Below are 7,370 nucleotides of genomic sequence, written 5' to 3' on the forward strand. Positions count from 1 at the left end.
CGCCTCGAAGGCCTGAGTTATGGCATGGCCGCCCATCGCCTGCTGTACTTGATGCGTGAGGCCTGTCGCCGGCAGCTGTCGGGCGTAAACCTCAAGGACGAAGCCGAAGTGCATAGCCTGGGTAGCGAAGATGCCCCGGACATGCGCCATAACTTCCTCCTCGACGCGCCGAAAGCGTAACCCGCGGCGTAGGATCAAACGCTTGCTTGGATTGCGCTTTCTAGCCGCGACAGGCAGCATCTCGACAGCGCTGGCACATCCCATGCTTTGTCAGCGCCGTCCTTTTTCATTGCAGTCGAGGCCACTATGCGCATTGTCCAAGCCACCCTTGAGCACCTGGATCTGTTGACGCCGCTGTTCGTCAAATACCGCGAGTTCTATGGTGAGCTGCCATTTCCGGACTCTTCGCGTAAATTTCTGGAAGTGCGTCTGCGCCGCAAAGAGTCGGTGATTTACCTGGCGCTGGCCGACGATGAAGACAAACTGATGGGCTTTTGCCAGCTGTACCCGAGCTATTCATCGCTGTCGCTCAAGCGTGTATGGATCCTCAACGACATCTACGTAGCCGAAGACGCACGCCGCCAACTGGTTGCCGACCGCTTGCTGCAAACGGCGAAAAAAATGGCCAAAGAAACCCACGCCGTGCGCATGCGCGTTTCCACCAGCAGCAACAACGAAGTGGCGCAGAAGGTGTACGAGTCGATTGGTTTCAAGGAAGACAGCCAATTCAAAAACTACGTGCTGCCGATCAACAGCGACTGACTTACGCCGTTCACAGGGCTGCGTTAGCCTCGCTCGCGGCCCCAAGAGCGAACGCTGCGCCTGACTGGCGCACCACGGCAGGGCAAGCTTTTTTCAGCAATGGGCCATCGGTCGCATTGCTGGAAACGCGCTGCAACAAACTGCAGCGCGAGCCCAGGACCTTGCTCTTATAATGCCGACCGACCTACCGGCTATCGATGCCAGTGCCTTTTTTACGCAGCGCATATAGGCGTCATATGGAATTCAACCCGATTGACCTGATTCTCCACCTGGACAATTACTTGGCCGTGCTGGTGGCGAACTATGGCGTGTGGATTTACGCCATCCTGTTTCTGGTGATCTTCTGCGAAACCGGCTTGGTGGTAATGCCGTTCCTGCCGGGCGACTCCCTGCTCTTTATCGCCGGCGCCATGTGCGCCACCGGCAGCATGGACCCGGTGTTGCTGGCCGCCTTGCTGATGTCGGCAGCCGTGTTGGGCGACAGCACCAACTACATCATCGGGCGCAATGTCGGCGAGCGGTTGTTTAGCAACCCGAAATCGAAAATCTTCCGCCGCGACTACCTCAATCGCACCCATGACTTCTATGATCGCCACGGCGGCAAAACCGTAACCCTGGCGCGTTTTCTGCCCATCGTGCGGACCTTTGCGCCGTTTGTAGCCGGTGTCGGCAAGATGCCCTACATGCGCTTTTTAGGCTTTAGTGCCCTGGGTACGGTGGCGTGGGTAGGCGGCCTGGTGACGCTGGGTTACTTCTTCGGCAACGCGCCCATTATCAAAGACAACCTGTCGCTGATGATCATCGGCATCATCGGCCTGTCGCTGCTGCCCATGGTGATTGGCTGGTGGCACAGCCGTAATCGCCCAGATACCGCGCCCGACTCGGTTAACTAAGCCAGCGCCGTTATGTGGTTTCTGCGCGGTTGGCGCCAACGCCGCATCCTCGCCAAGCACCCGATTACGCCTGAAACCTGGGCGCGGGTGCGCGAACGCTTGCCGATTCTTGACGGTATCAGCGCGGCTGAAGAGCAACGCTTGCAACACCGCGCCGTACTGTTTCTGCACGACAAACACCTGACCGCCCTGCCCGGCGTGGAACTGCACAGCGAAGAGCGCCTGCACTTGGCCGCACAAGCGCAGTTGCCGCTAATGCACCTGCCCGACCTGGATTGGTATCAGGGTTTCCATGAAATCGTCCTGTACCCCGACGACTTCGTCAGCCCACAGAAACATCGCGATGCCAGCGGCGTTGAGCACGAATGGGATGGCGAACACAGTGGTGAAGCCTGGTTACGCGGCCCGGTGATTCTGGCCTGGCCTGGGGTGCTCAGCAGCGGCGGTTGGGATGCCTATAACCTGGTGATTCACGAGCTGGCGCATAAGCTCGACATGCTTAACGGCGACGCCAACGGCCTGCCGCCGCTGCACAGCGATATGCGCCTGGAGGATTGGTCGAGCGCCATGCAAAGCGCTTACGACGACCTCAACCGCCAGCTCGACGCCAACCCCGACGCCGAAACCGCCATCGACCCATACGCGGCGGAGAACCCCGCGGAGTTTTTTGCCGTTACCAGCGAATATTTTTTCAGCGCCCCCGACCTGCTGATGCAGGCCTACCCCAAGGTGTACACCCAATTGCAGGCTTTTTACCGGCAAGACCCGCTGGCGCGGATGCAACGCCTTGAACACGGCCACAAGAGCGAGACAAACGCGACCAATGGCTGAGCCGTCAAGCATGGTAACGGCCAACGAATATGCCTATAATCCGGCCCACTTTTTGGCCGGCAACCGTCCAGCCAAAGCCTGATTGGCCAACCAAGGGAAGCGAACCCATGAGCTACAGCAAGATCCCGGCCGGCAAAGACCTGCCGAACGACATCTACGTCGCCATCGAGATTCCGGCCAACCACGCGCCGATCAAATACGAAATCGACAAAGACAGCGACTGCCTGTTTGTCGACCGTTTTATGGCCACCCCAATGTTCTACCCGGCTAACTACGGCTACATCCCCAACACCCTGGCTGACGACGGCGACGCCCTCGACGTGCTGGTGGTAACCCCTTACCCAGTAGCCCCAGGCTCGGTAATCCGCGCACGCCCGATTGGCGTTCTGCACATGACCGACGAAGCCGGTGGCGACGCCAAACTGCTCGCCGTACCGCACGACAAACTGTCGCAGCTGTATGTCGACGTTAAGGAATACACCGACCTGCCGCCGTTGCTGCTTGAGCAAATCAAGCACTTCTTCGAGAACTACAAAGATCTCGAGAAAGGCAAATGGGTCAAGGTTGAAGGCTGGGGCAACGCAGACGCGGCCCGTGCCGAAATTTTGAAGGCGGTTGCGGCTTACCAAAAATAAGCCAAGGCTTCCCACTAAAAACCGGCCACAAGCCGGTTTTTTTATGGGCGTTAATCGGTGATTGGCGTCGGGTTTGGCAGGATGGCGCTAAGCGTAAAACGTCGTCATCCCCGCGCAGGCGGGGACCCAGAGTGTTAAGCCGAGCGTGGACTAGCGCCGTTCCCCCGCTAACGCCGCGTCTCAGGCCCTTGCCGCCTTGCGGCCTGTATCGGTCGCCGCAGCAAACATACTCACCGCCTCCACCGCGCTGCTGGCGCCATCGCGAATGGCCACAATCATGGCGCCGGCTTGGTCGGCCAGTTCGACGCCGTGGTCGGCGACTTCCTGGGTCAGCGTCATGCTCGCTACGGCTTCACGGGTTTCTTTGAGAATTTGGCTGATCAGCTCGGAAATCTCGGCAGTAGAGCCGCTGGTGCGCCCCGCCAGGCTGCGCACTTCATCGGCTACCACGGCAAAGCCTCTGCCCTGCTCGCCTGCTCGCGCCGCTTCAATGGCGGCGTTGAGGGCGAGCAAGTTGGTTTGATCGGCGATGCCGCGGATGGTGTTGACGATGGCGGTGATCTGTTCGGAACGCGCGCCAAGCTGGGCGACCAGCTGCGCTGAGTCGCTGATATTCGAAGCTATCTGGCGCATTTCCCGGGCGGTGTCTTGTATCACCAGCGTACCGCTCTCGGCCTTTTCTTCGGTTTCCATAGATATCTGGTGGGCACGGGCGGCGCTGCGGGCGTCGGCTTCCTGTTTTTCAATGCGCTCGCTGATATCACTGGCGAACTTCACCACCTTGCACAGCTTGCCGTCGAGGTCGTACACCGGGTTGTAGGTCGCTTCCAGCCATACCACACGGCCATTCTTAGCCAGGCGCTTGAACTGACCGCCACGAATTTCGCCGCGGTTAAGGCCGCGCCACATCTCGGCGTATTCAGGGCTGTTGACCAGCGCCGGCTCGCAGAACATGCGGTGCGGCTTGCCGATAATCTCTTTCTCGCCATAACCCATGGTGTGCACAAAGTTGTCATTGGCCTTGAGGATATTGCCGTTAAGGTCGAACTCGATCACCGCCATGGCGCGGTCAACGGCGGTCAACTTGGCCTGGGTATCGCTCTCGTGCAGCACGTTGGCTGTGACATCCATGGCGTACTTGACCACCTTCGCCACTTTCCCGTTGCCGTCGATCACCGGGTTGTAGCTCGCCTCTAACCACACCTTGGCGCCACTGGCATTTACCCGTTGAAAGGTGCCGGAAACAAACTTACCCGCACGCAGCGAGGCCCACAGGTCTGCGTATTCCTTGCTGCTGGCATGGGCGGCAGAACAGAACGCTCGGTGGCTTTTACCCAGCACCTGCTCTGCTTGATAACCCATGGTTTGTAGAAAATTCTGGTTAGCCCGCAGCACGCGACCATCCAGGTCAAACTCAACGACCGCCATGGAACGCTCCAACGCGGCCATCATTCCCTTGACCCCTTCCACTTCGGCCGTCCTGGCTGCCAGCTCTAGCTTCAGACTCTTGGAAAACATCACAACACCTCTAGGATTTAGTTCCGGCCTTGGTTGAGCAATACAGCGACGCCAAAGGATGGCCGACTGACATCAGGGCGACACTAACAAAAAATTGTACAGACCACATGGCCATGTACAAGTATTTATCGTTCTGCTGATGAGCGGTCGCCTATCCAACGGCTGGAAAGAAAGCGCGCAACGGGCCTGATCCGGCGCCTCTGCGTCGTGAATTCCGCCGACCTCGGCAGAGGTAACTTTTTCCTAGGTAGCGACTACATAAATCATATTTTCGCTATTGGCTGGCGCTGAACAGAATGCGCCCATCGCTTCTCCATTTGCGCTCAGCGCACGTGGCAGCAGGCTAGGGCCGCTCTGCGTCAAACCGCCTTCCAGAAGGACATAGCTGTGACAGTTGAAAAGACATCCATCGACACACTGGTGATTGGCGCAGGCCAGGCCGGTATCGCCATGAGCGAACACCTAAGCAACCTGGGCGTACCGCATCTGGTGCTGGAGCGCAGCCGTATTGCCGAGGCGTGGCGCTCGGCGCGTTGGGATTCGCTGGTAGCTAACGGCCCGGTGTGGCACGACCGCTTTCCCGGGCTGGAATTTGATGATCTGGAGCCAGACGCTTTTGCCGGCAAAGAGCGGGTCGCCGATTACTTTGTCGCCTATGCCGAGAAATTCAACGCGCCGATCCGCACCGGCGTAGAGGTGCAGAAAGTTACCCGTAATGCTGACCGCCAAGGCTTCACGGTGGAAACCTCGCAGGGCACGTTCGAAGCCAATCGGATTGTGGCCGCAACCGGGCCGTTCCAGCGCCCAGTGATTCCCCCCATTGCGCCGCAAGACTTGGGCATCAAGCAGATGCACTCAGCCGACTACCGCAACCCGGCGCAGTTGCCCGAAGGCGCAGTGCTGGTGGTGGGCGCCGGCTCTTCCGGCGTGCAGATCGCCGACGAATTACAGCGCGCCGGCAAACAGGTGTACCTATCCGTTGGCGCCCACGATCGGCCACCACGCGCCTACCGTAATCGCGATTTCTGCTGGTGGTTAGGTGTGCTGGGCGAGTGGGATGCACCCGCGAGCAAGCCGGGTAAAGAACACGTGACCATCGCCGTGAGCGGCGCACGCGGCGGCCATACGGTGGACTTCCGCGCCCTGGCTAAACTAGGCATTACCTTGGTGGGGCTGACCGATTCGTTCACCGGCAACGTGGTGAAGTTCAAAGCGGACCTGGCGCAAAACCTGGCCAACGGCGACCAGAACTACCTGTCGCTGCTGGATGCGGCCGACGCCTATATCGCCCGCAATGGCCTTGAATTACCGGAAGAGCCCGAGGCGCGTTTTTTTCTGCCGCAGCCCGACTGTGTAACCCATCCGCTGCTGGAGCTGGATCTGGCCAAGGCCGGGGTCACCACCATTATCTGGGCCACCGGCTATGCCGTTGACTACAGCTGGCTGCAGGTCAACGCCTTCGATGGCAATGGCAAACCGCAGCATCAGCGCGGCGTTTCCAGTGAGCCAGGGGTGTATTTCCTCGGTTTGCCGTGGTTGCTGCGCCGCGGTTCGACCTTTATCTGGGGCGTATGGCATGACGCCAAGATCATCGCCGACCATATCGCCACCCAGCGTAAGTACCTGGCCTATCGCGATGCCGGCCAGCGCAAGATCAGTGGCTGATTTCTATCTGCCGCCAGCCTTGCTGGTACATGTAGTCTTTGACTAGAACCCAGCGTGCGTCTTCGTTGACGTCGCTGGATTGGTAGTCGGTCTGGGTATAGACCTTGTTCTTTTTGCCGCATGAATTTTTAACGCCGGCCTCGCAGTTGGTGCTGCCGGTGGTCTGGGTGCTTTGACTGCTGGTTTGGAAATTGGGTGGCAGGGCTTTAAGCGAAGCGGCCTCACAGGCTAAAACCTGGCGTTCTTTCTGTTCAAAACTGGCACCGTCCTTGTACCAGTCGTATTGCACGCAGCCGCTCAATAAAAGCGCCGCCAGCGGCAGCGCGTAGGTTTTTATTCGCTGTATCACGTCACTGCCTGCCGTTGCCATCGTTGCGCAGTAAGCCGTGCAAGGCAGCCAGTAGAAACAACACAAAGCCAAACAGCAGCGCTATTTTGCCGCCCCCCTCGTAGGCGAAGCCGACCTCTTGGCAACCTCCAGTCAGCAGATCGAGGCATTCGGCCGCATTGCTATGGGCCATCAACAGCACAGTGGCCAACGCCAACAACAGCAAGCCGGCCACCACTAGCAGGGTTTCAGTTTTGTTCATTTTGCTCTCCTAACCTGCGCGCGTTAACGCGATGAAATCTGCAGGTAGAAGCTACGCGGCCGCGCCACGGACGGATTTACGATGGTTTTGACGATCAGGTAGGTTCGTTCTCAACCATTCGATGTCAAAGTTACCGACATCAGGCGATGGGGGCGCATTTTGCAGTAGCATCGCCAGCCAGCTACGCGCCAACGTGCGGTAAGGGAGTGAATGCATGCAGGGACCAATCGTGTGGGTGGCGGCAGCCATATTGCTGCTGCTCGTGGTCGGGGTGATCTACGGTTACAACCGCTTGGTGTTCAATCGCGCGCGTGTGGCCGCGGCCTGGAGTGATATCGACGTGCAGCTCAAGCGCCGTTCCAGCCTGATTCCACAACTGGTCGAATGCCTGAAAAGCTATATGGCCTATGAGAGCGCCACGCTCACCGCACTGACCGAGCAGCGCAATAACGTGCAGCGCCACGAAGCCAGTGGCG

The 7,370-nt window shown here is 58.9% G+C and carries 9 protein-coding genes and 1 pseudogene; 7 read left to right on the top strand and 3 right to left on the bottom strand.

What is annotated here, in order from left to right; all coding sequences use genetic code 11:
• The 5 genes and pseudogenes from AAAB16_RS15110 to ppa form a co-directional block, all read left to right on the top strand.
• A pseudogene (locus tag AAAB16_RS15110) lies at positions 1-180 on the top strand (ethanolamine ammonia-lyase); the annotation flags it as partial.
• A 126-nt stretch (positions 181-306) separates the two neighbouring features.
• Positions 307-762 (top strand): GNAT family N-acetyltransferase, encoded by a 456-nt coding sequence (locus AAAB16_RS15115; RefSeq protein WP_110618079.1) that lies wholly within the window; start codon positions 307-309, stop codon positions 760-762.
• A gap of 236 nt (positions 763-998) precedes the next feature.
• Entirely contained in the window at positions 999-1,655 is a 657-nt protein-coding gene (locus tag AAAB16_RS15120) for a DedA family protein (RefSeq protein ID WP_340664057.1), read from the top strand.
• Positions 1,656-1,667: 12 nt separating this feature from the next.
• Positions 1,668-2,486 carry a M90 family metallopeptidase gene (locus tag AAAB16_RS15125; RefSeq protein WP_340664058.1) on the top strand — a complete coding sequence of 273 codons (819 nt, stop codon included), beginning with the start codon at positions 1,668-1,670 and terminating at the stop codon, positions 2,484-2,486.
• Between the two features lie 107 nt (positions 2,487-2,593).
• Positions 2,594-3,121: an inorganic diphosphatase gene (gene ppa / locus AAAB16_RS15130; RefSeq protein WP_340664059.1), complete on the top strand. Its 528-nt coding sequence runs from the start codon at positions 2,594-2,596 to the stop codon at positions 3,119-3,121.
• Positions 3,122-3,301: 180 nt separating this feature from the next.
• Here the strand turns inward: ppa and AAAB16_RS15135 are convergent, their stop codons facing one another.
• Positions 3,302-4,639: a PAS domain-containing methyl-accepting chemotaxis protein gene (locus AAAB16_RS15135; protein WP_340664060.1), complete on the bottom strand. Its 1,338-nt coding sequence runs from the start codon at positions 4,637-4,639 to the stop codon at positions 3,302-3,304.
• A 354-nt stretch (positions 4,640-4,993) separates the two neighbouring features.
• Here AAAB16_RS15135 and AAAB16_RS15140 point away from each other — a divergent pair, with 354 nt between their 5' ends.
• Entirely contained in the window at positions 4,994-6,304 is a 1,311-nt protein-coding gene (locus AAAB16_RS15140) for an NAD(P)/FAD-dependent oxidoreductase (protein WP_340664064.1), read from the top strand.
• Here the strand turns inward: AAAB16_RS15140 and AAAB16_RS15145 are convergent.
• Both AAAB16_RS15145 and AAAB16_RS15150 read right to left on the bottom strand, forming a co-directional pair.
• A complete protein-coding gene (locus AAAB16_RS15145; RefSeq protein ID WP_340664061.1) occupies positions 6,294-6,674 on the bottom strand; it encodes a hypothetical protein in 381 nt (126 codons plus the stop codon). The two genes, AAAB16_RS15140 and AAAB16_RS15145, sit on opposite strands and share 11 nt — an antisense overlap.
• The gene (locus tag AAAB16_RS15150) at positions 6,655-6,894 is read right to left on the bottom strand and encodes a hypothetical protein (RefSeq protein WP_340664062.1); all 240 of its coding nucleotides are present in this window, start codon (positions 6,892-6,894) and stop codon (positions 6,655-6,657) included. The genes AAAB16_RS15145 and AAAB16_RS15150 overlap by 20 nt, the downstream gene beginning before the upstream one ends.
• Positions 6,895-7,108: 214 nt before the next feature.
• On the opposite strand from AAAB16_RS15150, the gene AAAB16_RS15155 reads away from it, so the two are divergent.
• Positions 7,109-7,370 (top strand): LemA family protein (locus AAAB16_RS15155; RefSeq protein ID WP_340664063.1); only part of this gene is annotated, 262 nt, incomplete at its 3' end.

Source organism: Pseudomonas sp. (genome assembly GCF_037994325.1).
Taxonomy (GTDB): domain Bacteria; phylum Pseudomonadota; class Gammaproteobacteria; order Pseudomonadales; family Pseudomonadaceae; genus Aquipseudomonas.